The 24,136-nt window shown below is 35.4% G+C and carries 21 protein-coding genes and 1 pseudogene; 9 read left to right on the top strand and 13 right to left on the bottom strand.

What is annotated here, in order from left to right; all coding sequences use genetic code 11:
• The first annotated feature begins 142 nt into the window (after positions 1-142).
• The 4 genes from ACFX4L_RS18615 (at position 143) to ACFX4L_RS18600 (ending at position 6,997) form a co-directional block, all read left to right on the top strand.
• Complete coding sequence (locus ACFX4L_RS18615; RefSeq protein ID WP_377384969.1) at positions 143-1,711, top strand: spore germination protein; 1,569 nt, start codon at positions 143-145, stop codon at positions 1,709-1,711.
• Between the two features lie 25 nt (positions 1,712-1,736).
• Entirely contained in the window at positions 1,737-2,840 is a 1,104-nt protein-coding gene (locus tag ACFX4L_RS18610; RefSeq protein WP_377405862.1) for a spore germination protein, read from the top strand.
• On the top strand, positions 2,824-4,038 hold the full coding sequence (locus ACFX4L_RS18605) for a Ger(x)C family spore germination protein (protein ID WP_377384973.1): 1,215 nt from the start codon (positions 2,824-2,826) through the stop codon (positions 4,036-4,038). The genes ACFX4L_RS18610 and ACFX4L_RS18605 overlap by 17 nt, the downstream gene beginning before the upstream one ends.
• A gap of 1,726 nt (positions 4,039-5,764) precedes the next feature.
• Complete coding sequence (locus ACFX4L_RS18600; RefSeq protein WP_377405860.1) at positions 5,765-6,997, top strand: glycerophosphodiester phosphodiesterase family protein; 1,233 nt, start codon at positions 5,765-5,767, stop codon at positions 6,995-6,997.
• 318 nt (positions 6,998-7,315) lie between these two features.
• Here ACFX4L_RS18600 and ACFX4L_RS18595 read toward each other — a convergent pair whose 3' ends face one another.
• Entirely contained in the window at positions 7,316-7,465 is a 150-nt protein-coding gene (locus tag ACFX4L_RS18595) for a hypothetical protein (protein WP_167555960.1), read from the bottom strand.
• 490 nt (positions 7,466-7,955) lie between these two features.
• On the opposite strand from ACFX4L_RS18595, the gene ACFX4L_RS18590 reads away from it, so the two are divergent.
• Positions 7,956-8,597: a GTP pyrophosphokinase gene (locus tag ACFX4L_RS18590; RefSeq protein WP_377384977.1), complete on the top strand. Its 642-nt coding sequence runs from the start codon at positions 7,956-7,958 to the stop codon at positions 8,595-8,597.
• Between the two features lie 73 nt (positions 8,598-8,670).
• On the opposite strand, the pseudogene ACFX4L_RS18585 reads toward ACFX4L_RS18590, so the two are convergent.
• From ACFX4L_RS18585 to ACFX4L_RS18575, 3 genes and pseudogenes are all read right to left on the bottom strand, one after another.
• A pseudogene (locus tag ACFX4L_RS18585) lies at positions 8,671-8,761 on the bottom strand (recombinase family protein); the annotation flags it as partial.
• A 179-nt stretch (positions 8,762-8,940) separates the two neighbouring features.
• Entirely contained in the window at positions 8,941-9,081 is a 141-nt protein-coding gene (locus tag ACFX4L_RS18580) for a hypothetical protein (protein WP_377384999.1), read from the bottom strand.
• A 503-nt stretch (positions 9,082-9,584) separates the two neighbouring features.
• Positions 9,585-10,400 (bottom strand): lipid II flippase Amj family protein, encoded by an 816-nt coding sequence (locus ACFX4L_RS18575; RefSeq protein ID WP_377405858.1) that lies wholly within the window; start codon positions 10,398-10,400, stop codon positions 9,585-9,587.
• 321 nt (positions 10,401-10,721) lie between these two features.
• On the opposite strand from ACFX4L_RS18575, the gene ACFX4L_RS18570 reads away from it, so the two are divergent.
• Positions 10,722-10,898, top strand: a complete 177-nt coding sequence (locus ACFX4L_RS18570; protein ID WP_377384981.1) for a hypothetical protein — start codon at positions 10,722-10,724, stop codon at positions 10,896-10,898.
• A 365-nt stretch (positions 10,899-11,263) separates the two neighbouring features.
• Positions 11,264-11,509, top strand: a complete 246-nt coding sequence (locus ACFX4L_RS25415) for a helix-turn-helix domain-containing protein (protein WP_483878236.1) — start codon at positions 11,264-11,266, stop codon at positions 11,507-11,509.
• A 340-nt stretch (positions 11,510-11,849) separates the two neighbouring features.
• On the opposite strand, the gene ahpF is transcribed toward ACFX4L_RS25415, so the two are convergent.
• From ahpF to ACFX4L_RS18535, 6 genes are all read right to left on the bottom strand, one after another.
• Positions 11,850-13,379: an alkyl hydroperoxide reductase subunit F gene (gene ahpF, locus ACFX4L_RS18560; protein ID WP_377384983.1), complete on the bottom strand. Its 1,530-nt coding sequence runs from the start codon at positions 13,377-13,379 to the stop codon at positions 11,850-11,852.
• A 28-nt stretch (positions 13,380-13,407) separates the two neighbouring features.
• Entirely contained in the window at positions 13,408-13,971 is a 564-nt protein-coding gene (gene ahpC / locus ACFX4L_RS18555) for an alkyl hydroperoxide reductase subunit C (RefSeq protein WP_377384985.1), read from the bottom strand.
• 206 nt (positions 13,972-14,177) lie between these two features.
• On the bottom strand, positions 14,178-15,671 hold the full coding sequence (locus ACFX4L_RS18550; protein WP_081109050.1) for an amino acid permease: 1,494 nt from the start codon (positions 15,669-15,671) through the stop codon (positions 14,178-14,180).
• 208 nt (positions 15,672-15,879) lie between these two features.
• Positions 15,880-16,650 (bottom strand): HalD/BesD family halogenase, encoded by a 771-nt coding sequence (locus ACFX4L_RS18545; protein WP_377384987.1) that lies wholly within the window; start codon positions 16,648-16,650, stop codon positions 15,880-15,882.
• A gap of 34 nt (positions 16,651-16,684) precedes the next feature.
• Positions 16,685-18,199, bottom strand: a complete 1,515-nt coding sequence (locus tag ACFX4L_RS18540) for an aminotransferase class I/II-fold pyridoxal phosphate-dependent enzyme (protein WP_377384989.1) — start codon at positions 18,197-18,199, stop codon at positions 16,685-16,687.
• Positions 18,200-18,288: 89 nt separating this feature from the next.
• Complete coding sequence (locus tag ACFX4L_RS18535) at positions 18,289-18,834, bottom strand: NAD(P)H-dependent oxidoreductase (RefSeq protein ID WP_377384991.1); 546 nt, start codon at positions 18,832-18,834, stop codon at positions 18,289-18,291.
• 123 nt (positions 18,835-18,957) lie between these two features.
• On the opposite strand from ACFX4L_RS18535, the gene ACFX4L_RS18530 reads away from it, so the two are divergent.
• Together ACFX4L_RS18530 and ACFX4L_RS18525 are read left to right on the top strand one after the other, a co-directional pair.
• On the top strand, positions 18,958-19,275 hold the full coding sequence (locus ACFX4L_RS18530; protein ID WP_377384993.1) for a winged helix-turn-helix transcriptional regulator: 318 nt from the start codon (positions 18,958-18,960) through the stop codon (positions 19,273-19,275).
• A gap of 264 nt (positions 19,276-19,539) precedes the next feature.
• A complete protein-coding gene (locus ACFX4L_RS18525; RefSeq protein ID WP_377384995.1) occupies positions 19,540-20,094 on the top strand; it encodes a sugar O-acetyltransferase in 555 nt (184 codons plus the stop codon).
• 713 nt (positions 20,095-20,807) lie between these two features.
• Here ACFX4L_RS18525 and ACFX4L_RS18520 read toward each other — a convergent pair.
• From ACFX4L_RS18520 to ACFX4L_RS18510, 3 genes are all read right to left on the bottom strand, one after another.
• Complete coding sequence (locus tag ACFX4L_RS18520; protein ID WP_377405855.1) at positions 20,808-21,356, bottom strand: GNAT family N-acetyltransferase; 549 nt, start codon at positions 21,354-21,356, stop codon at positions 20,808-20,810.
• A 191-nt stretch (positions 21,357-21,547) separates the two neighbouring features.
• Positions 21,548-22,417 carry a hypothetical protein gene (locus ACFX4L_RS18515; RefSeq protein ID WP_318688511.1) on the bottom strand — a complete coding sequence of 290 codons (870 nt, stop codon included), beginning with the start codon at positions 22,415-22,417 and terminating at the stop codon, positions 21,548-21,550.
• A 374-nt stretch (positions 22,418-22,791) separates the two neighbouring features.
• Positions 22,792-23,172: a hypothetical protein gene (locus ACFX4L_RS18510; protein ID WP_063574997.1), complete on the bottom strand. Its 381-nt coding sequence runs from the start codon at positions 23,170-23,172 to the stop codon at positions 22,792-22,794.
• Between the last annotated feature and the right edge of the window lie 964 nt (positions 23,173-24,136).

Raw genomic sequence — 24,136 nt, 5'->3', positions numbered from 1 at the left:
AGGGTGATGATAATGTGGAAAACGATTGTTTCCAACCTGCCAGAGTGGCAGGTTTTTATACAAGCTTTTATAGTTTTTTTTATTCCGTATTTATTCTCCAAATTGTTTAATCGGCTTCGCAACTCAAAGGATGAGTGATGATATGAAAGAGTGGATATCAAAGATCAGTAAAAAAGGAAAAGTTACTAATAATGACAAACAAAAAGAATGTACCTCCCAAGATTCAACTGATCATTTTACAGATAATTTTGTATCAAATCTAGAATTAGTTAAGCAAGAAATTGGCCATAATTGGGATGTGCATTTTCGAGAATTTAATATAGGGCGTACCGGTATTCGGTCAATTATCATTTTTGTTGATGGACTTTCAGATAAAGAACTCATTGATAAAAATATCATGCCATCATTAATGGTTGACTTTTCAGCAGAATACAAACAGGGCCTTCCTTACATCAAAGGAAGCATTTCAAAAGAATTTATAAAAAATGAAGTGGTAACTATCAGTGAAGTAGAAGTGGTCGGTTCCATTAAAGAGTTAGCATCAAAAGTATTAACAGGTTCTACCGCTCTTTTAATTGATGGATTGCCGGAACCGCTAATCCTCGGAACAACAAAACTTAAAACAAGGGCGATTGAAGAGCCGGTATCAGAGGCATTAGTCAGGGGTCCACGGGTCGGTTTCACTGAATCTTTGAGTGATAATACATCTTTTTTAAGGGGAAGTGGTGAAAACGAAAATTTATCGTTAGTAAAATTCCAAGTAGGAAAGCGTTCAAAAAAAGACTTGGTTGTCGCTTACATAAAAGATATTGTTGATCCCGAATTAGTTCAAGAAGTAGAAAATCGAATTAAGAGAATTAATATTGACAATGTGCCAGAATCAGGTTATGTAGAGCAACTCATCGAAGATAATTACCTAAGTCCTTTTCCGCAGATACAGAATACAGAACGTCCTGATCGCGTAATCGCTGCTTTGTTGGAAGGCCGGGTGGCCATCTTATTGGATGGGACGCCATTTGCTTTGATTGCTCCGGTTACCTTAAGCATGATGTTACAATCACCGGAAGACTATTATGAAAGATGGATTCCTGGCACATTCATACGTATGCTTCGTTATCTCGCAGCCTTTCTAGCCCTGTTTACACCGTCTATGTATATAGCTTTCATCTCATTTCATTCAGGATTAATTCCGACCAAACTGGCCATATCCATTATAGGAACGAGAGCAACCGTTCCTTTTCCGGCACTTATCGAAGCATTATTTATGGAAATATCCATCGAGATTTTGAGGGAAGCAGGCCTGCGCTTACCTAAGCCAATTGGTCCTGCAATGGGGATTGTCGGCGGATTAATCATTGGGGAAGCTGCTGTGCAGGCAGGGATCGTTAGCCCTGTTTTGGTGATTGTAGTCGCGTTAACTGCCATTTCATCATTTGCTATTCCGCAATATAGTACTGGGTTTACATTTCGGGTACTTCGTTTTCCAGCTATGTTGTGTGCTGCCACATTGGGATTATACGGAGTCATTCTCTTTTTTCTTTTCATGGCCAGCCATTTAGTGAAATTAAAAAGCTTTGGCGTGCCTTATTTGAGTCCAGCCGTTCCTTATCGCTTAAGTGAGTGGAAAGACTTGATGGTTCGCATGCCAATTATGATGATGAAACGCCGGCCAAAGATGATGCATACGAAAAATCCTATACGTAAAAGATAACATACGGTGGAAGGGTGATTAAAGAATGAATCTCAGTCCGAAAGACCAAATTACAACTCCTCAAGTAGCGGTCATAGTCATCAACTTTATACTTGGTACAGGATTACTCACCCTGCCCAGAGCAGCCACGGAGAAGGTACAGACACCAGATGCATGGATAAGCGTTATTTTAGGCGGGGTTATTGCCATAATCGCGGGGGTGATCATCGTCAAATTAAGCCAACAGTTTCCCGAAAAAACCTTTTATCAATACAGCAATGAAATTGTGGGAAAATGGTTAGGCAAATTACTCAGTTTAGCTTTAATATGTTATTTCCTTATTACTTGCGGGTTTCAGCTCCGTTCTATGGCGGAAGTAATAAAGTATTTGCTTCTTGAAGGCACCCCTACATGGGCAATTTCGATGATTTTCATGTGGGTAAGTCTCTATCTGATCATCGGCGGCCTTAACCCGATTGCCCGTCTTTTTGAAATTATATTACCTTTGACGGTTATCCTTTTTTTGGTCGTTGCCTTCATGAGCATTAAAATATTTGAGATTGATAATCTGCGTCCGGTATTAGGGGAAGGAGTCATCCCTGTACTAAAAGGAGTAAAAACGACGGCACTAGCTTTTACAGGACCTGAAATCATGTTACTGCTTATTCCGTTTATGAATCAGCCCAAAAAAGCAGTAAAAGCCATTCTTGTTGGAATTTTCATTCCATTGATTTTTTACGTGTTAACGGTCGTAATGGTTATCGGAGCATTATCTATTGAAGGAGTGGTCACAAGAACATGGCCGACACTTGATCTTATACGCAGTTTTGAGGTCTCAGGTTTGATCTTTGAACGGTTTGAATCTTTATTGCTCGTGGTATGGATCATGCAAATATTTGCCACATTCACCATTACATACTATGCAGCTTCTTTAGGGCTAGCTCAACTTTCAAAAAAGAACATTCACCCTTTTATGTTTGCCTTGCTTCCGGTTTTATACATCATTTCCATGATTCCAAAAAATATGAATGACATCTTTAAACTTGGAGATTTCGTCGGCAATTACGCATTGTATTTATTTGGTTTACTCCCGCTTCTCCTGCTTATTATTCAAAAAGTAAAGGGAGGAAAATATGAAACAACCACATAGCAAAATACGGCCCCTCTTCATTTCCCTCTCCGTTCTATTGTTCGTATCCCTTACAGGATGTTGGAGCAGTCATGAAATTGAAGAGCAAAGTTTAGGCATAGGTTTGGCATTTGATAAAGGCATGAAGTCCAAAATTGAGAAAGAGTTAAGCAAAAAAGGGGAGGGTTATACAAAAAAAGACCTGATTACCTCAACCTTTCAAATCATCACTCCACAAGTAGCAAGTTCCACCACAAAACAATCAGGACCCTCACAAAAATCTTATATTAATATTTCTCAAACTGGGGATTCCGTCCTTCAAATGATTCGTGAATTTTCATTAGAAAGGGAACAGGCATTAACCAGTCACCACATGAAAGTGATTGTTATCAGTGAAAGTCTTGCAAAATCGTATGATTTGGAACAATTACTCGATGAAAATCTTCGTGATAACGATTTTAGACCAAGCTGTGTTGTGCTCATTAGTAAAGGAAGAGCAAAGAGCACACTGGAAACAAAGACAGCAGGAGAAATTCCAGCGTTTCGGCTGGTTGGCATTTTAGATAATACCTTTCGAACATCGAGGATTTTGCCTCCTATGCCGCTTTTTAAATTAGAGAGCAAGCTTCATTCAGAATCCAGTTTTTTGCTGCAAAATGTAGACTCAGTTAATGGGGAAGTCAAATTTGCGGGAGCTTCCGTGATCGATGGAAAAACACATAAAATGAAGGGCTTTTTGAATGAGGAAGAACTAGAAGGCGTAACATGGATTACAGGAAAGGGTAAAGGCGGTGTTGTAAAGAGCTTTGATAAGAAGACTGGTCAGCTGATGGTGTATGAAGTAGAGACAATGAAAAGTACTATTAAACCTCGAGTTAAAGGAAACAACATATCTTTTGATGTAAACATTGAATCAGAGGGAAGGCTAGCCGAAAATTGGGTGGTTTCGGGAGACCCCTTTAAAAATGAATTTCTAAAAAAAGCGGAAATATCAGCGGAAAAAGAAGTGAAACGCTTGGTAAGGAATTCAATAGAAAAAATGCAAAAAGAATATCGAGTGGACGTCGCTGGCTTCGGAAATCGCTTGAGAATCGAGAACCCCAAATTATGGATGAAGGTCAAAAAGGATTGGGACCAAACATTTAGTGAAATCCCGATCAACTACAATGTAAAATTAACAATTAAAGATTATGGAACATCAGGAGGAACAAAAAAGTGAGCCCTCGGATAAACACATTGAATCTTATAGCCCTCATTAAATGAGAAAAATAAACAATTTAAAAACAAGAGGACAAATGCTTGCAAATCATCAGTATTTGTCCTTTTATTTTTTCCTATTTCGGATTCCTGATATCATTAAATTTACACCGTAAATTTAGATTATGGGGATCATTCCCCCCCTTTCTCAAACAAAAAAACCAGAACTTGACCGATTTTGGTCAAATTCTGGTTTTCACTAACTTGGTGGTGTTGGAAATAGGTGTTGTGTTAACAAGTTTTGCATCCAAATGTTCATATGATGCCTAAGCATCCGACCCCCATAGCAAAATGGCACTTTGAATTTCCTTCGGCTCAAAAATCCTAAACTTACTTTCAATCTATAAAAGTATAGTGAAAGTTATAATAGATATTAAAGTAACCGTTACTAATAAGAACAATAACATAATAGACATTGACCTCTTAAGCATACTTTAGAGAATAAAATATGCTTAATATAATCATCATTATTAAAAAAATTTGTTGTGTATATTTCATAAATAATCCTTATCTTGATACTACAGTAAAGACTTATACCCAAGTAACTAAAAAGTGTTCCACCTTTACCTTCATTATGTGCATCCATTCTCTAACCGAGTCCCCCCATAGGCCCACTTACAACACCTGTAAATACACCCGGTCCAAATCCAAGCATTCCCAATGCAGTTATTGCTCCACCTGCAGCTATATTACGCTGTGCTAAACACTGGCTGCAGTATGAGAATTGTTATACCGGTTTTTATCTCCCCACCAGTATCTTTGAATTTTTCATTTTTTTTTGTTTTTAACTGATCCTCATTAATAACAATTTGATTATGTCTTACTTGTTAATTGTACTTGTAATTTTTTAATATTGTATTCTTCCATATATTTTGAGGAATATCTTCATTGATACCTATTGTACCTTAAGAATTGGGTTTGTCTTCATCTCTATAGCTTAACTCCGCACCCAATTTACTTACATACCATTCCGAAGTAATTTCTACATCAGAAACTTGTATAAGTAATACATTCATCAAATTAGCCTCTTTTTATTTGATAAATAAAATATTCTCCATTTATATATATCTCTGCCCTTTGAAACTCTGTTATTCACTCAACTACTGCCCCGATAGGAATAAAGAAAAAACTGCCTTAAAGACAGGCTCCGATCTTAACCTGTTAGTTTAAGTGCAATCCCTGGAATTTAATACAACAAAAAGGTTCTAGTAAATCCACCTTCTAAAATGAATAATCTGACATGTAATTCAATCTGTTTCATCGCTCACTAGAAATTTTATAGTTTTTGCACCATCTCTCGGTTTTCCTAAATCCTTTGACTAAACCAACAAGGATAGCAAATGGCAACTTTGTAAAACCTATGTGAATATTTGTAAAAAATTGTCTAATTATAATATTTAATTACATAGTGAAAGTATAATGAAACTGTAAAAGTGGATGCATCCAATAACTATGTCGGGGGGGGCGGGGTAAAAATATTAAAACAACCTTTAATTGATTAAAAATTGAAAGGAGTTTTAACAATAATGAAGCTAAAAAAATTATTTTTATTAGGGTTACTAGCGTCTGTCTTAGTACCGGTACAGCAAGCAGGAGCAACCGCTTCTAGTCCGATTGCTGTCCAAGAAGGCAAGTCCTTTGAACAGATTCACGCAGAATTGCTCGACCATAGTGAAGATGCACCACTCATGATCCTGGCTCACCGGGGCCAATGGCGTGAATATCCCGAAAACTCGCTTGCAGCAATCAATGAGGCTATTGAAGATGGCGCCGAAATTGTAGAAATAGATGTCCAGCTAACGGCTGATGGTGTACCTGTATTAATGCACGATACGACCGTTGATCGTACTACCAATGGCAAGGGAAAGGTTTCTGACCTCACACTGGCTCAAATTAAGAATCTTCGCCTTAAGGAAGGTCTCGGAGGTAAGACGGCAGCGCTCACCAAGCACAAAATTCCAACGCTTAAAGAGGTCATGCTTGCAGTAAAGGACCGTGCAATCGTAAACCTGGATAAGGGCTGGGAGATCCGGGATAAAATGTACGAGGTTCTCGTTAAAACCGACACAGTAGATCACGGTCTGTTTAAAGGCAGCCCAAATGTTGAAGAAGCAGCCGAATTCATGGCAAAAGATCCAGAAATCCTATATATGCACATTATCCTTGATGACAGCGCCAACACTGTAGGAACGTTCCCGGGCCGTCAGCCGGTCGGTTATGAAATTGTCTTTGATGATCTTGCAGATCCGCAGATTCAGCCAGAGAAGGTGAAACAAATCAAGAAAAATAGCAGGGTCTTAGTGAATGTAATGTGGTATGGCCTTGCTGCAAAATACACAGATGAGGCTTCACTAAGAGATGTAAATCTTGGATGGAAGGCAGTAACAAAGCTTGGATTTAATATGATGCAGACTGACAATATTGGAGCTATTGATTACTGGCGTAATGGAGGCAACATGCGAAACTGGAAGTACGATACCGGAAACCGTACAGTTCGGGTTCAAGCTGAGGACCCTCTTGGCGGTGGACAAGGTACCGGATATTTTGATCAGGACGCCAACCGCTGTAATACAGCCGATCAAGATTCAATTGATGTTTGCGAAATCGATGGAGCTATTGCAGTAAGCCATAACATGGATGGCGAGTGGGCGAAATACAAAGTGAATATTAAGAAGTCAGGAACATATAAAATCTCCGGCAGAGTTTCTGCAGCATCTACCCCGGCTGGCACCATCAACTTGGATTGGGCTGGCGAAACAAGCGGGGAGATCGAGCTGAAAAATACAACTCACAAACGTGCATTCAAACTTCAGAATTTGGAGTACCGCTACCTAAAAAAAGGTACTCACGTATTTACAGTAAAGGTCACAAGGCCAGGTTCCTACAACCTTGATTATATTCAGTTTGATTTGCAGGATTAATTGTAGCCTGTAACACCATTAAGTCCAAGCTTTTTGATAATTTTTAAATACTAGAAGGCAAAATTCGTTCGGTTTTTGGAGTTAGGTGTAGCTTTAATAGAAGGGCATGTTTTGAAAAAGGATTGATCAAAACATGCCCTTCTACTATTTAATTGGATTAGTCATCTAAAAAAGGATTAGTCATTTTTGTGTTCTTTAATCAACTAACGCTCCTGATATCTATAAGACTTATTGTTGAGTTGACAAGTGAAGGAGGGAGTATAGGATGGAGAAGATCATTAGAAAAGATAGAAAAACGCCCCAAAAAAGGCGTTCAGTTTAATCATTTTTATTTATTTTACCGTCGTTCCCCTTGTCAATACCAGTAGCGTTATTAACTATTTGTGGAAACAAGTTTAACCCTTGATCCAAGGCATTCATTGAATCGGCTTTTTGGCCAAGATTTTTTGATTTTTCTTGTTTTTTCATTTTTGTCGCCTCCTAAAATTAGGATTCGTAGTAAATCAAAAAATATTCCAAAGTAATTTTCAAATGATTATGTTGCACAGTTCGAATAAACTATGGAACTTGAACTATTCTGCCCCCATAGTTTGAATAAAGAAAATGCTGCCTTAAAGATAGCTCCGTTCCTAAGCTAACGTAATAGGATAGCTTTTTTTTATAAATAAGCTTGCTAGTTTACATTAGTATGGAGTTAAGAAATGTTTAATTTATTTGCTGCTTATCTTTACTATAGACAATGATTTTATATTCATCATCTTTAATGGTTTTTTTAACCTCTTCCGATTCTAAAAAGTGGAGTTAGTATGTTTCATGGACACAATAAGCCTTGATATAGATGGGAAGGCAGTCGATCCATTCCTGAAGTTGACTTTTGATTAATTTTCGTATTTTTTTGTTTGTCTTTTTTATGGTATCTTGGTTATGATAACAGAGTAATAACAGGAGGGCTGTGGACATGCTGAAAGAAAAGAAGAAAATCGAGGTTATCCAAAAAGTATTAGACAATTGGAGGGGTTTCTTTTTACCTTACCAAATGGCATTACATGAATTAGAAAGTGATTTCAAGGTTATTGACTTAGAGTGGAAAACACAACATGGCTATTCTCCTATTGAACATATGAAAGCACGCATGAAAAAATTAAGCTCTTTGGTGGAGAAAATACAAAGAAAAGAAATTCCTTTAACACAAGAAGCGGTGAGGAATGAAATAAGAGATATTTTGGGTGTTAGAATTGTCACAAGTTTTATTGATGACGTATATTTGTTGAAGGAGCATATCGAGCAACGTGAAGACATTCGAATGATACGCGTAAAGGATTATATTCGGGACCCGAAAATGAGCGGATATAAAAGTTTGCACCTGATTGTAGAAACCCAAGTCATCCTATCCAACGAAATAATATGGGTTCCTGTAGAAATACAAATTCGTACTTCCGCTATGGATTTTTGGGCATCCACCGAGCATAAACTAAACTATAAATATCAAGGCGAGACTATACCTGAGGATGCTCAAAAGCAGCTAATTGAGCTTGCCAAAGCTTCTTCTTTAATGGATAAAGAAATGTCAAAACTAAGAACAAAATTACTAGCCAATTAAGCAAACAATCGTGACACCTTTCTCATTTACAACCTTAAGTCAATCTGACAAATAAAAACACTTAGTCTTAGAATCTAAGGGTTTCATCCTTGTTCCGCAAAACGATCCAGTGAATGAATGTAAAGAACATCCCCTTTCCGGATCATTCGTTTTAACAATTGATATTATTTCCCCACTTGTATCCATACTTTAACGGACGTTAAAAGTAGGTGATTTTATAAAAAAATGTCCCGTTCGGAAAAGTGTACTTAATACTTGCTTTTGTTTGCCAATCCACCATGACCATCGGGCTCTATTTTTTCACCGTTTGATGTACTGCGAAGGCTTTTTCTATCACGCGCCCTCATCCATCAACAAAACAAGCGTAATGAACACGCTTGGCAATATCCATACCAACAACGAGTGTATTTTCAGTTACTTTATTAATTTTTGTCAATGGTCGTTGACACTCATGCATCATACAAGAGGGCTCTTTTTCTTTCAAGACCCCGAACATCCTTCTAACAGGAATGCTGCCCCGATAGTTGCATAAAGAAAAAACCGCCTTAAAGACAGCTCTGATCTTCAGCTAACGCACCCGTTCCCATCCATGAAGCGGCAAAAATCAGCGCTTCACCACAGAGAATGAAAATTGGTCTCTATGTCGATAATGTTTTAATGGCTGGCGAAGAAGGTCGTTGAACTATGGTGCCTTTGAGCCCATCCGTTAGTCTGACTCCGACAACCACGGTGTACCACCGACTGTCGCGCCCTTTATGGGTAGCACTCATGGGAGATTAATCCTTTTTTGGTCGTCGCGCTAGCCTCTACTTAATTTGCTATAATTGGAGGTTTTTGTTTAACGATTTACCAAACTCAATCAGATCACTCATAAGGCTCAGCCTTTTTTTAGAAAGCGTTTTTACTGGGTCTATTTTGTTGTAGTTTTTTCTGGATTCTGAGCTTTTTTAATTTTCATGGGAGTTCATTAAAAAAATCAGTTAATTATTAGACAATAAATTTAGTAAACCACGCAATATAATCTGCCCCTGGAATAAATAATGCTTGAGCTAGTATCGTTCCTAATAAACGAGAAGTAACCATCATAAGAGATACACTCTTGAGATTAAGGTAACTTCCCTTTTGATTTATTACGTCATCCGCAAGAATAGATATTTTAGGGTCAATAAAAATTATAAGTAAAATTGTAGCTATTCCATTTATAAGACCCGATGCCATAATAGCTGTTGTTGCTCTTTCTGGAGCTATTAAAGCAGCATATAACGCTGATAACACTCCAATCGTATAGATTGCAGTTATTACCATATTAATTAAGAACAATCTTATAGGAATATCCCCCAATCTAATATCCTTTAAGTATGAAAACCTTGGTAAATGAATGTGTTTTATCCCACGCTTAATGTATTCGAAAGTTAACCCCTTTTTTATCAAAGATGGAATAGAACCTCTTTCTTCAGCTAAAGAAACAATAGCCCTTGAAAAGATTGCAATAAAAGTAGGAAGTAAAAGAATACCTATAATTGTTCCTAATGTTGATGAACCAATAATGACTCTATATTGGTTTTCAACAAACGCTAGTGTATTTACTTTTGGAGCATTATCAACCAGGCTCCCTGTAAATGGTTGCTGCATCATATTCGCTAATCGAGAAATCATAACCATCACATTAAATAAGGATAGAGCTGAAGCTAACAATCTTACTCTTGCACCAGATAATCTGACTGCATATGCAAGTGTTTCGATAGAATGGATAATAAATATAAATAGAGATATAAGAATTAATTTTTCTGTAAAGAGTTCCAAAATAAATTACCTACTTTAATATATTTCTCCCCATATTACCACATATATTTCCAATTTGTGTTATGGAACTATCCTACCCCGATAGTTTAAGTAGAAACCTTCACAATCTCAATAGAGTAAAGCCTATTTTTACATAAGTGAGATTTCGGTTTTTCCTTTTGCACTAACCGAGTTGCATTCAAATGAATAGAGAAAAACCATCCTAAATGGATGGTTAGTTAATGTTTCTAAGCTACAATAAAATTCACATCTCTAGCGTATATACTGTCAGCAAATAATGAAAAATAAGGAAGGGAGTATAAAAAAATTAGGATGTGTCTCTTGGAAAAATTAGTTTATGTATTAACAGCAGTAAGTGCCATTATGGCTCTAGTGTTTATGGCAGGTTTTCTGGTTGTTAATACAAAGAAAATTAAAAAACTTTGTATAATCACTTCAATTGTTTTCTTTATGATGTTTATAGGTGGTATCCTCATGGAATATTATAAAATTATTTAAAATAGTGAGAATCGAAAGGAGTGCTTCTACTGGCTTATTAGTTTAATTATTTGTTGTATCCAACAACCGGGGATATAGTCGCTCAGGTAAATCCGAATCCCTGGACGTACAGTATTGAATAGCATCCAGAAAATTCAAAAGCTGTTTTTGATGCTGCTGAGCTCAACAGTCCAGTGTTTTTATATTTACATTTAATTTATATAGGATTCCCTTTGGTACCCCAAGTGAATAGGTGATGATATGGCAGTTTATACAAATTATTTTTCACGGAATTTGAAAAATTAGGAGTAGACTTTATATCCATCCAAGATAATATAGATACTTCAACAGCCATGGGCCGTTTCATCTTTTAAAAGATGGCTAGTATGGCAGAACTTGAAAGAGATATCATATCGGAAAGAACACAGGCAGGATTAAAAGCAGCCAGAACCAGAGGAAAGCTTGGTGGACGTCCAAAAACAGATCAGGCAAAACTTGAATATGCTTATGACTTATACCAACAAAAGAAATTGACGGTAAAAGAGATATGCGATAAAACTGATGTTGCTCGAACATTCTTATATAGATTTATAGATAACAAAAACAAATCACAAACTAAGGGTTATTTTTAATGGGACCAGAAATACTTTTATACTAGGCAAGAGATCTTATGTATTTTAAATCAAATAGGTAATTGTAAGCCAAAATGAATTTAATTTCGCTGTAGAGCGTTTCTCAGCATCACATTGCTTAAAAAAGTAGTGTTTTTATATGGTAAAGGGTATGTTTTCACTTTCAGTTAGGTTTGCGATTAGCTTTTATTTATAACCTGACGCTACCCCGAAGAGAAGAAAGTCGCTATACTACCTGCCGATAGTATAGCGACTTTTGGAAATTGAAAGATATTGAATTGTTTATACTGCGAATTAACGAAGAAGTTAGCAGGGTAAAACAATTTATCATTTCAGTTTATTAATTTCGGATTAGGTAATCAAATGCGCCAAGAGATGCGTTTGCTCCTGATCCCATTGAAATAATGATTTGTTTGTATGGGTTATTTGTACAGTCGCCTGCAGCAAATACGCCAGGTACGTTTGTAGAACCGTGCTTATCTGTAACGATCTCACCAAATGGAGTGCGTTCAACGGTGTCGCCTAGCCAATCTGTATTTGGTACAAGACCGATTTGAACGAATACACCTTGTAATTCGATGTGATGAACTTCTCCAGTTTCACGATCGATGTAAGAAATACCTTCTACTTGGTCAGTTCCAGTAATTTCTTTTGTTTGAACGTTCCTTAATACAGTTACGTTAGGTAAACTGTAAAGACGTTTTTGTAATACATCATCAGCTTTTAGTTCTGGCATGAACTCAAGAACAGTTACGTGTTTTACGATACCTGCTAAGTCAATTGCTGCTTCAATACCAGAGTTACCACCGCCGATAACTGCTACGTCTTTTCCTTCGAATAAAGGACCATCACAGTGTGGGCAGTATGCTACACCTTTATTTTTGAATTTAGCTTCACCTGGTACACCAACATTACGCCAACGAGCACCTGTTGCAACGATTACACTCTTACTCTTTAGAACCGCACCGTTTTCAAGCTCTACTTCGATTAAGTCTTTCTTTTCTAAACGCTTCGCACGTTGTAAGTTCATTACGTCGATGTCGTAATCTTTTGCGTGTTCTTCAAGGCTTGCTACAAGCTTAGGACCTTCAGTGTGTTTTACACTGATAAAGTTCTCGATACCCATTGTATCCATTACTTGGCCACCAAAGCGCTCAGCAACAATACCTGTGCGAATACCCTTACGTGCTGCGTAAATTGCCGCACTTGCACCAGCTGGACCGCCACCAACAACAAGAACATCGTATGGATCTTTATCCATGAATTCTGATGCATCTGGACTGCTACCCAGTTTCGCAAGGATTTCTTCAAGTGTAATACGACCACTTCCGAATGATTCACCATTTAAGTAAACAGTTGGTACTGCCATGATGCCTTTGTTTTCTACTTCTTCTTTGAATGAAGCGCCATCAATCATCGTATGTGTAATATCAAGGTTAAGAACGCTCATTAAATTCAGTGCTTGCACAACATCTGGACAGTTATGACAGCTTAGGCTGATATAAGATTCAAAGCGATATTCACCTTGAATGCTTTTAATTTGATCAATTACTTTTTCCTCAACTTTTGGAGCTCTGCCACTAACTTGTAGTAAAGCTAATACTAGTGAATTAAATTCGTGTCCTAGGGGGATACCGGCAAATGTTACTCCAGTATCTTCACCGACACGATTTACACTAAAGCTTGGAGTTCTTTCTAATTCTGTTTTTTCTACTTTGATTTTTGATGACATAGTTGCTAATTCATCTACTAGACCTAGCATTTCTTTAGATGTGTCATCAGATCCTGCACTAACTTTAAGTAGTATATCGCCTTCAATCAGTTGAAGATATTGGGCTAATTGTGCTTTGATATCTGCATCTAGTACCATTTTCATTTTACTCCTTAAATTTTACTTCTTAGATTTTACCTACAAGGTCAAGGCTTGGCTTAAGTGTTGCAGCACCTTCTTGCCATTTAGCTGGGCAAACCTCGCCTGGGTTGTTGCGAACATATTGTGATGCCTTAATTTTGTTAACAAGGATGCTTGCATCGCGACCGATATCGTCTGCATTAATTTCAACAGATTGGATAACACCGTCTGGATCGATAATAAATGTACCACGAGCAGCAAGACCTTCTGATTCAATTAACACGTTGAAGTTACTAGAGATTGTACGTGTAGGATCACCGATCATAATGTATTCAATTTTACCGATAGTTTCTGAGCTATCATGCCATGCTTTATGTGTAAAATGAGTATCTGTTGAAACAGAATATACTTCAACTCCTAAATCTTTTAGAGTTGCGTATTGATTTTGTAAATCTTCAAGCTCAGTTGGGCATACGAATGTGAAGTCTGCTGGATAAAAGCAAACGACACTCCACTTACCTTTTAGGTTTTCTTCTGTAACCTCGATAAAATCACCATTATGGTAAGCTGTTGCATTGAACGGTTTTACTTCTGTTCCAATTAGTAACATAATTAAATTCCTCCTAAGTTTGAATTTTTCGAATTATTAATGGCTTACTTAGTACATATAGTAAATTCTTAATTAACTACAATATTTATAGTTAGATATTAATTTTTATATAATAGTTTTGTTTCATATAGGTAAATACACAACTTTATCAAAAGAAGACTAAAATCTTTGCAGTTTATTATAGCCATAAGCTCTCTTAAACACTTTTAAGAGAAATCACATTTCTTAAGATCGACAATTTTAGTTTTATATTTTATTTTATAACCAAACCAAATACATACAAATAAAATGACACTAATATATGTCGTGAATAAGTCAGCCCATGAAATCTCCATTTTCATAATGCTCTCATATTCTTGCCCCACTATAATAATTATGCATAATATAATTGAAACAATAGGAGCGAAGGGAAACCACTTAGCTTTATAAGGGAGATTACTAATATGTCCTCCTTGTACTATATAAGCTTTGCGAAATCGATAATGACTTAATGCAATACCTATCCAGGCTAGAAAGCCGGAAAGACCAGAAGAGTTTAATAACCACATAAATACTTTTCCTTCACCAAAAAAGGAAGAAAGAAAAGCAAGCATACCTACTAAGGAGGTAACAAGTAAAGCATTGATTGGTACACCATTTTTATTTAATTTCATGAGTGATTTTGGAGCTTTTCCCTCTTTAGCTAAAGACCATAACATTCGAGTAGATGCATACATCCCAGAATTGGCAGCTGATAGAATAGATGTTAATATCACAGCATTCATTACTGACGCAGCAAATACAAGACCAGATTTCTCAAAGACTATTGTAAAAGGACTCATTGAGACATTTTCAATATTGACATTCATTAAATAAGGGTGTGTATATGGAATGAGCAACCCAATTACAAAAATAGAACAAATATAGAAAAGTAAAATTCTCCAAAAGACTTGCTTGATGGCTTTAGGTATATTTTTTTTAGGATCCTTACTCTCTCCAGCTGCAACTCCAATTAACTCTGTTCCTTGAAAAGAAAATCCTGCAATCATAAAAACCGATAGGATACTAAAACCATTAGATGGAAAGGGAGCTTCATCTATGGTGAAATTTTTAAAACCAATAAATTCTCCACCTATAATTCCAATTATGGTAAGTAGTCCTATTAATAAAAAAACTATAATTATTATTACTTTAATTAGCGAGAACCAGAACTCAGCTTCTCCAAATGACTGTGTAGAAAAGTAATTAAGTAATAATATTATGGTTAAGAAAATAGCACTCCATACAATTCCCGGAACAGATGGGAACCAAAATTTCATTATAATAGCAGAAGCAGACAACTCGACTGCTATTGTAATAGCCCACGTAAACCAATAATTCCATCCAAGAGCGAATCCAAGAGCTGGATCTACGAATCTAGAAGCATATGTACTAAATGATCCTGAATCGGGTAAGAATGTGGCCATCTCACCCAAGCTCATCATAAGTAAATAAACCATTATTCCAATTAAAGTAAAGGAAATTAAGGCTCCACCGGGTCCTGCCATTTGAATAGACGTACCACTAGAAATAAACAAACCTGTTCCGATTGATCCACCAATAGCAATCATAGTAAGATGTCTTGTTTCTAATGTTTTTTTTAATGTGTTTGTGGGATGTTCATTGGTTTTATGGATTGCATTGTCTGCACTCGAAGTTACAGTTGCTCTTTCAGAACTCATAATTTCCCCCGTATAGAGATAACATAAACCTTTAGAGATTAGATAAAAATAATATGAATCTCTTTAAAAAATTTATTAAAACAGTCTAAATCAATACAGAACAAATCTGTATATATTGGAACACTCTGAATTTTACAGAGGCTACTAGAAGGCCGGAGGGAATAAAATTCTGCTCTCCGGCTCTAAAGATGTCCAGCTTATTTAAAACTTAAACTCCAACTAAATCCTTGCTGTTTTCATAAATTTCTCCCATAGTTTCATGAGAAATATTTTTAGCTAGATCTTCTTGGGAGGCGTAACTGAAAACTACAACCGTACGACGGGAATCATTCTTTAATGGTGTAACCCTATGCAATGTAGTACCAGCTTTCATAAAGTAACAGTGGTCTTGAGGGACATAGAGACTTTTAATTTCACGATTTTCTAAAACTTCCTTCAGTCCAGATTCTGGGTTTTCTTTATCCCAAACAGTGTCAGGTACATACTCAACTAAAGCACCTTCACCTTCATTAGGAGCTTCAATAACCCAAATTAAAGCGAATGTATAATCATCCCAATGCCATCCGTGTGTATCACCTGTTTTTTGCTGATTATTAATGATAAATTCTTCTGGCTTATATGGGATACGGTGAACCGGTTCATTGTTGTTCAAAAATGTTAAGAAATTTAAAATCACTTCAGATTTAAAGAACGATGGGATCAATTTACCATTTTCAGCAATACTATCCTGATTTACTACATTGAAGTTACGAGGCGTATTACCTGTGGCTTTAATAGTAATATCACGACGTTTTGCATTTTCTGAAAGAAGATATTTTGCTTCAGCAGACATAGCTGCAATTAAAGGTTGAGGCAACATATCATTCATCATTGCTAATCCTTCATTTTTAAACTTCTCTTGAAGTACTAATAAGTAATCTTTTGTAAGTGAGTTGATGTGATTTTCTACAATTGTGTCAAATTGTTTTTGAAATGTCATAATAAATCTCTCCTATTTTTCGAAAAAATATAGTTTATTTATCATCAATTACTTTAATAGCATGTAAACCATTGCTACTTTGTACAGAAAGTCCTAAGTCAATGCAGTAATTTAAGTAATCTGTAATATCTTTAGTAATAACTTCTCCTGGTAAAAGAACAGGTATACCTGGTGGTGTGACAAGTACTGACTCAGCAGCTACTCTCCCAATGGTTTCATTTAAGTCTACATATTTGACTTTTGAAAAGTATGCTTCCCTAGGAGTCATGGCTAATATAGGTAGTGTCAATGCTCTTATAGCACCTTTGCTCTTTGCAATTCGTTCAAGATCAACTAGTATCGATCCGTCCTTAAATCGACTGGCTAATGAACTTAATGCTTGTATCAATTGTTCAATATCAAATTCATCATGACCAATTGTAATAATAAAAAGTATATTATTTACATCTGAAAGCTCAACTTCAATTCTATAGTCGTTTCTCAGAAAATTTTCAACTTCTCTTCCTGTTACGCCCCATTTAGTAACATTTATGCACAGTTTGGTTTCATCTAAAGCAAAACTTGAGCTTGTTCCACTTAAATCTTCTGGTTTTAAGCAAGATAAGCCGTATATTTGATTGATAGCATTTCTTGCAGTACGAGAAAGTGTTATGGCACGATCTAATAGTTGTTCGCCATTTATTGCTAGTTGTTTACGAGCAGCGTCTATGGAAGCCATCAATATATAAGATGCACTTGTAGTGGTAATTAAAGAAAAGTTCTCTTTTACTCTATCTAAATTTATTAATCCCTCACGAACATTAATAATACTGGTTTGAGTAAAAGAACCGCCCATTTTATGCATACTTGAAGAAGCTATATCTGCTCCAGCTTCCATAGCCGATATAGGTAATTCTTTATGAAAATGTACATGTGATCCTTGAGCTTCATCTACAATTACAGGAATTCCTTTTGAATGTACATATTTTATGATTGCTTGCAAATCTGTTACAACCCCATAATAAGTTGGATTGATTATACAAACTCCTTTAGTATCTGGATGCTCTTCCAAAGTTTTTTTAATGTTTTCTAGACTAATTCCATGACAAATTCCATATATAGAATCAATTTCAGGAGAGATAAAAATGGGTATTGCTCCAGATAGGATGAGTCCACTGACAATAGATGCATGAACATTTCTAGGTACAATAATTTTATCCCCAGGATTACAAATACTCATAATCATGACCACATTAGCACTACTAGTACCTTGAACACTGAAAAGAGTATAATCTGCTCCAAAAGCTTCTGCAGCCAACTTCTGTGCTTCATGAATAATACCAGTTGGGTGACGCAAATAATCTAGAGGGGGGATTCCTACTAAATCGAAATCTAATGTGTTTTGTCCTAAAAATGTTTTAAATTCATCATCCAGGCCTTTTCCTTTTATATGACCAGGGGTATGCATCTGTAGATAATTACCATCTATATAGTTTCTCACCCCTGTAATTAATGGAGTGTCATATTGTTTACTCGTATTTGGTAGTAAAGCTTGTTGTGAAATTTGCAAATTCTCACCTCGCCAAATCATTATGGTATGTTTCAAAAGTTAATTAAACCGTTAGTTAACAGATTCCATATGTATAGATGGAAAATTAGTTATTTTGACAATTCTTCTAATCTTTTTATGTGGTGTTTTACATATTTTTTTGCGCTTTCTTCTATTTCCTCATCTGTTACATTATGCTCGGCACCATATAGAGCAAATGTAGGTAAGAATTTCATACCAGTATAAAGACAGGATGCTTGAAAAGGTTTTGTTAACTCACTCATTGTATACTCATTAGCCTCACCAGCTTGATATTCATGTTCTAATACACCTGCAGAGATGGCTAAACTAAATTCTTTTCCATGAAGTTTATCTCCCTTTGATCCGTAGGCAAATCCATATGTTAAAACATCATCAAACCATTTTTTTAATAATGGTGGTGAACTATACCAATAGAAGGGAAATTGGAAAATATAACGGTCATGATTTACTAACAACTTTTGTTCGTGTTCAATGTCAAAATCCCAATCAGGATATTGTTTATACAGTTCATGTATTGTGAAATTTTCAGGGTACTTTTTTAGTTCTTCTATCCAACGTTTGTTGATACGTGATTCTTCGATATTTGGGTGCGCAACAATTACCAGGTTCTTCATAAAAAAACTCCCTTTTCCTAAAAATCAATTTTTTTCCACATGTGTTAGTATGTATGATATAAAATTAAAATAAAAGTAGGTACTTTAAAGTGTTTTAGGCACTTTTAAGTACCTATAAGGAGGATGTTTATGAAAAAGTATAATTTCCCCATTGAAGCAACTCTTGAAATAGTAGGTGGGAAATGGAAGGTAGTCTTACTATGTATTTTAATGAATGGAAAGAAAAGAACCAGTGAACTTAAACGTGCAATGCCTGATATTACGCAAAAAATGCTAACACAACAATTAAGGGAATTGGAGGCTGATGGAATTATTAATCGCACTGTTTATAATCAAATTCCCCCAAAGGTGGAATATTCATTAAGTGACTATGGGAAATCATTGAATAATGTACTAGATTGTATGTGTGAATGGGGCCAAAATCATATTAAAAGAAGCTAAATAAGTAGGGAGATTTATATTGAAAGTCCCTTTGAATTATCAATAAAAGTTCATCACATAATTAAGATAGTTAATAACCCTAACTAGATTATAAAAATTAAAAGGCTTTTAAAATACATAGTTGACATTAATAGTAAAAATATCATATATTTTCTAATGTAGCTTTTTCAGCACTTAAATGTATTTCTTGAGAATAAAAGAAAATAAGGATTGCTAGGCTAAAAATTAATACAAACTTATTCTAATTTGAAGGGGTGTTTGTTTGTGAATGTAAAAGAAAAAATGCAATTAGGAAAAACTTATTGTGGTTTCGATGATGAATTAGTGAGGTCAAGAGAGCATGCTAAAAGGCTGACACGGCTATATAATTTAACTACAGATGCTGATCGGAATAAGCGCAATGTCGTATTAGATGAATTGTTAGGAAAACGAGGGTTAAATACGGTTATTGAGCCTAATTTTCGTTGTGAGTTTGGTTATAATATTGAGGTTGGAGACAACTTTTTTGCAAACTTCGATTGTATTATTTTAGATTGTGGTAAAATAGCGATTGGAAACAATGTTTGGCTTGGACCGAGAGTTCAAATTTACGCTGTAAATCATGCAACTGATCCACAAGCTAGAAAAGAAGGTTACGAGATAGCTGCACCTGTAAATATTGCTAACAACGTTTGGGTTGGAGGAAATACAGTTATCAATATGGGGGTTTCTATTGGTGAAAATAGTATTATTGGTTCAGGGAGTGTTGTGACAAAAGATATTCCAGCTAATGTTATTGCGGTGGGCAATCCTTGTAGAGTAATTAAAATTATAGAATAATTTTTTTGTATAGCCATAGAATGAATATACCTTTAATATATTAGACCTGCAAAAAAGAATCCTCTATATCCTTCAGGATTCTTTTTCTTGTAAGAGTCAACTACTTTTAAATGAACTTTCTATATCATTTAATGTGAAAACTAATTTTTTAGAGGTTGTTTTACTAAAGCTTATGCACAAAAGTAATACAGATCAGCTATTCTTTCATTTAAAGATTATTTGTATAACTATTTCTGATAAAAACGTATACAAAAGTGATTTTTTGTCATCTCTTTATTTTTTATTAAAGTTACGACAATTATCCATTTGTTCAATGTACTGTCTCCCTAATTTCTCTAATAAGTCTTTCTGCCATTCGTTTTCGCCTCTCTTTTTTTTACCTTAAGATTAAGGTTAATCTTAAGCACTCTTTTCACTTTTAAATTTTTCCATTACCTACCTCAGAGAATATGGAGTTTTTAATGCTACAATTATCTTGAGGTGGTAACTTTGTTTATTTCTCCAATGCTATTGCACAAAGCAGAGCAACCCTACGAGGGCGAAGATTTTATAACGGAACTTAAGTTATCAAGACCTTAATTATAAAAAAACCTAATGAATAAAGGAGAGCACAATTAACCATGTATAATATGTACTCTCCTTTTATCTTTTAATGAACTAACGCACCCGTTAGTTCATTAAGGATGCAGTATATAACCTTATTTTAGATTAATCTACTCGATTTTCTCCCAATCACTTCTTAATAGGCTAAATGTAATTAAGTCTTCATAATGGTCATATAACCATTGTCCATCCCGTTTAATTCCTTCTTGAACAAATCCCAATCTTCGTGGAATAGATATACTTTTTAGGTTATTAACTGCAACCTGAATTTCAATTCTATTTAAATCCAACTCTTTAAATAGGTAGTTCACTAATGAACTTACACTCTTAGTTATTATTCCATTCCCTTGTGCTTCTTCTGACAAAAAATAGCCGATACTTGTAGATTTGTTCTTCCAATCAATAAAATGAAGTCCAATCATTCCAACTAATGCTCCATTATATCTAATGCCAGCATCAAAACCATTATTATTGGCATAATTGGTTATCCATATGGGTATGATAGGCTCAAAATCCTGTGCAGATTTTCTTTTATCAACCCAAAGTAGCCATTTTCGTAAATGTTCTCTGTTATTATCTACTAATTTGAATAATTCCTCTTTGTGCTGCTGTTGAAGTAACTCAATTTCTATTTGATTATCTACTTTGAATGAGAACATCTTCACACCACCCAATTTTCACCTATTTTAACACAGGTTTTTATTATATAAAAAGTTCTGTAACTATCCTGCCCCTTTAGTTCATTAAGCAAAAAGGCCACCAAATGGCAGCCACGGATCTCAACTAACGCACCTAGTCAGTTTAAGAATTAAAGTTTAACGCATAAGACCAAAAGGCCCTAAGGATCTTTTTATTTCGGTACATTTATGGTAAACGGAACGGTAAATACTTTTCCGTTTTGTTGGAATTGTCCCCAAATTTTATAGAGACCACTCTTAGGGAAACTCGTCATAAATTTAGCATTTGGACCAGTTGCCTTTTCGTCCATTGGATGAACATGTAAATAAGTTTCAGTATCGCCACTAATTGCTACAACGTGCCCTACTGCCCCTAAATAAGGTTGTAAATTTGTGATAGGCTGTTTCGTTTTAGCATCATTAATCGTGAATGTCATCGTCAAATCCATTCCAGTCATCAAATGGTCAAACTTTAAAGTAACCTCTTTACCATCAACTACTTTTGTTAATTCCTTTTCTTCTGTTAACGGTGTAGTCTTCGCTTTGTTTCCTGCTACTGTCACGACATTCGATTTTACCGTTTTGGAACCTTCCTTAGGCGTAAAATCGGCATAAATTTTATACTCTCCACCAGAAGGGAAATTTGGAGTTACAGTAAATAAACCGTTCCCTTTATATTCAGGATGAATATGGTCAAAATAGGATAAATCTTTGCTAACCACTATTAAATGCATGAGTTTTTCGTGTTCAACCTCAAAATCCTTAATTGGTTTACCATCCTTATTATTTACCTTAATGTCTAATGGTATTTGTTTGCCACTTTCAGGATTTTCTTTAAAGGAAAATTCTACGTTTGTATTGTCTTTTTGGGAAGAGGGTGTCATATCCTCATGATTCATCCTATCATGGTTTGTATCTGTTTGTTTTTCATTTGAGTTTTGGTCCATATTTCCATGATCCATTGAACCATCTTTAGAACAAGCTGCTAAGAATAATGAAATGATTAGTGAAAAAACAGCCATTGTAAGAAATTTTCGTTCCATGGTATTCCTCCTAAAAATTAGTCTATCCGATATCCTATCACAAAAAATTGCAGAAATTATGCATTTTATTTGTTCCTTCACCCTAATTTGTTATTATTACTTCAATTTAGATTACTGTTGGGGTAACTGTTTCTCTTTGGAACTATCCTGCCCCGTTAGTTGCATAAAAAAGGCTGCCTTAAAGGCAGCTCAGATCTTCAGCTAAAGCACCCGTTAGTTCAACTAGAAGAAAAAATCCACTTACATCACTATACAGCTAATTTCGTAAACAAAAAGAGCATTAACCCTTTTGGTCAACACTCTAAAATCGATTTAACATACATTACTAACTAATACATGAAACTATTCGACTATGCCAAGCCTAAATTTTAACATCAATCTTCATTATCTTCTTCTTCATATAAATCGTGTTCACCAATATAAATAGGGCCGTTTGCATAATCAATTCTGATTGGCCATTCATACGGAACGGATAAACGGCTTGCTACACCTCTCCAAAATTTACTCGAATCGGTTTCAAAATCTTGAAACTCTTTTAATAGTTCTTTATATGACGAACCGTCGAATTGTATATTCATTTCCTGCAACCTCATGAAAGCCATATGTCTAATTTCAAGCTCTGCTGCCTTTTCCATTTCTTCTTCAGTTGCCTCTTCGATAATGGTTCCTGGCGGAGGTAAAATAGCGTAGATATTATCTACTTCTTCTACCGTTTCTTGTGCGGGGATCGATTTATTTCGAATCCGATTAAGCATAAAGTCAACTCCTAATGGTTTTCATCTATTATATATAAGTCTATCGAGTTGCGTAAACTAAATACTATTCATGTTGAACTAACGCACCCGTTAGTTCTATAAGACTTATTGTAATGTTGACACAAACTGTTCATCAATTCGGGTTTATCAAATAAAAATAAATAGCTAGGAGATAAATGATAATGTAACCTACAGCGCAAATTTTATATAAAAACATTAAGCAACCCTTTTCACTTCGTAAGAAAATAAGTACTCCAAGAGCAATTATTACAGTGATTATATATAAAGGGCTATATGTTAGTTAAGCTAATAAAGTAGTCGTTGATTGTGCTAAATCGGTCATGTTGCCTCCAAATAAGAGATATAAGGCGCCTCCAGCAACTCCTATTATTGAACTAAAGCACTCATTAGTTCATTGTCTCCCTATGCATTTTAGGTAAATGATTTAATCTTTTAAAATTTTTCTTTAGTAATAAAGTTCCAAATAAATGCAAAAATATAAAACACTGTGAAACAGACAATTAATTTAATTAATTGGTTAAGTATCCACATATTCGATATTTCTACATCTTTCATAGAGTCCAAAACAACATAGATAATAAATATTGTTATAAACGATCTTTTATCCATAAATTCACTTCTTTCCGCCTATAATCACATTTTTTTCAGCATAAGCGAAAAAATATCTATTTCAAACATGAAAATATTCCCATCCCATTGAACTCCCTCAGTTTGAAGCAAATATCTCTCGAATGCTCACTTATTCGCAGGATTTCATAACCCTTGTAATTAGATTTCCGGGTAATTGAATGAGATTAGATCATTTTGGCTTCGTGAAGGCATAGTTAAATAAAGGAGTCAGCTACAACTCCATATTTTACCATATAATGCACATCTCCACGCCGTCCCTGGAGGCTTTCCCTCCCATGTCTCAACGGGTCAATTGCCCTCTCATTCCTTCGTC

The organism is Peribacillus sp. YIM B13482 (genome assembly GCF_042787975.1).
Taxonomy (GTDB): Bacteria; Bacillota; Bacilli; order Bacillales; family DSM-1321; genus Peribacillus; species Peribacillus simplex_A.
This window is presented reverse-complemented; position numbering and strand designations above follow the sequence as displayed.